This window comes from Sphingopyxis sp. (genome assembly GCF_036402335.1).
In the GTDB taxonomy this organism is placed as follows: domain Bacteria; phylum Pseudomonadota; class Alphaproteobacteria; order Sphingomonadales; family Sphingomonadaceae; genus Sphingopyxis.
The window spans coordinates 1-1,518 of record NZ_DASWTD010000252.1; the positions used below are offsets into that span (position 1 = coordinate 1).

The 1,518-nt window shown below is 65.6% G+C and carries 3 protein-coding genes; all 3 read left to right on the plus strand.

Annotation, left to right across the window (positions count from 1 at the left end):
* On the plus strand, nt 1-166 hold a 166-nt coding region (locus VGD20_RS07945; RefSeq protein ID WP_331133932.1), incomplete at its 5' end, for an acetyl-CoA carboxylase biotin carboxyl carrier protein.
* Between the two features lie 19 nt (nt 167-185).
* The gene (locus VGD20_RS07950) at nt 186-623 is read left to right on the plus strand and encodes a four helix bundle protein (protein ID WP_331133930.1); all 438 of its coding nucleotides are present in this window, start codon (nt 186-188) and stop codon (nt 621-623) included.
* The coding region (locus VGD20_RS07955) for a biotin carboxylase N-terminal domain-containing protein (RefSeq protein WP_331133931.1) at nt 613-1,518 on the plus strand (906 nt) is incomplete at its 3' end. The genes VGD20_RS07950 and VGD20_RS07955, both read left to right, overlap by 11 nt.

A 1,518-nucleotide genomic window follows, 5' to 3' on the forward strand; every position in this document is an offset into this window, starting at 1 on the left:
CGTCACGGTCGGCCAGGCGGTCAAGGCCGGCGACACGCTGGGCATCATCGAGGCGATGAAGATGTTCAACCCGATCGAGGCCGACGTCGCCGGCACGGTGTTGAAGGTGATGGTCGAGAACGGCCAGCCGATCGAGTTCGATCAGCCGCTGTTCGTGATCGGCTGAGAGCCGGGATTCGGGATTCGTGATTCGGGATTCGTCAGAGCGGCCGCACGAGCGCCTTGAAGTCTGGCGCGATGCGATGTCGCTCGTCGAATCGATCTATCGCGTCACGAGTCGGTTTCCCGCAGAAGAGCGGTTCGGGTTGACGCTGCAAATGCGCCGTAGCGCGGTCAGCGTGCCGTCCAACATCGCTGAAGGGGCGGCGAGGCGTTCGACGCAGGAGTACCTGCGGTTCCTGTCAATCGCACGCGGCTCACTCGCTGAACTCGACACCCAGATCCAGATTGCCGCCCGGCTGGCCTTCATCGAGACGGCCAGCGGCATCGACGAGGTCATCGACCGGACCTTTGCCCGCCTCAATGCCCTGATCCGCTCACTAGATTCATCGGCGCGCCACGTCCGTGAAGACGCGGCGCTTTACGAATCCCCAATCTCGAATCCCGAATCCCATGCTCGATAAAGTCGTAATCGCCAACCGCGGTGAAATCGCGCTGCGCATCCTGCGCGCGTGCCACGCGCTGGGCATCCGCACGGTCGCGGTGCATTCCACCGTCGACCGCAACCTCAAGCACGTCGCGATGGCCGACGAGTCGGTCTGCATCGGCCCGGCGCCGTCGACCGACAGCTACCTCAACATGGCGTCGATCATTGCCGCTGCCGAGGTCACCGACGCGCAGGCGATCCATCCCGGCTACGGCTTCCTGTCGGAGAACGCCGACTTCGCCGAACGCGTGGAGCAGTCCGGCTTCATCTTCATCGGGCCGAAGGCCGACACGATCCGCCTGATGGGCGACAAGGTCGAGGCGATCCGCGCGATGAAGGACGCCGGCGTGCCGTGCGTGCCCGGCAGCGGCGGCCCGCTCGGCGACGACGCGGCGACCAACGTCAAGATCGCGCGCGAGATCGGCTATCCGGTCATCGTCAAGGCCGCGGGTGGCGGTGGCGGTCGCGGCATGCGCGTGGTGCACACCGAGGCGCACCTCACCGCGGCGATCCAGACCACCAAGTCCGAGGCGAAGGCCGCGTTCGGCAACGACATGGTCTACATGGAGAAGTTCCTCGAGAACCCGCGCCATGTCGAGATCCAGGTCCTCGCCGACGGCCAGGGCGGCGCAATTCATCTGGGCGAGCGCGACTGCTCGATGCAGCGACGCCACCAGAAGGTCGTGGAGGAAGCGCCGGCGCCGGGCATCACGCCCGAGCAGTGCGCGGAGATCGGCAAGGTCTGCGTGGAAGCCTGCCTGCGCATCGGCTACCGCGGCGCCGGCACGTTCGAGTTCCTCTACGAGAACGGCCGCTTCTATTTCATCGAGATGAACACCCGCATCCAGGTGGAGCATCCGGTCACCGAACTG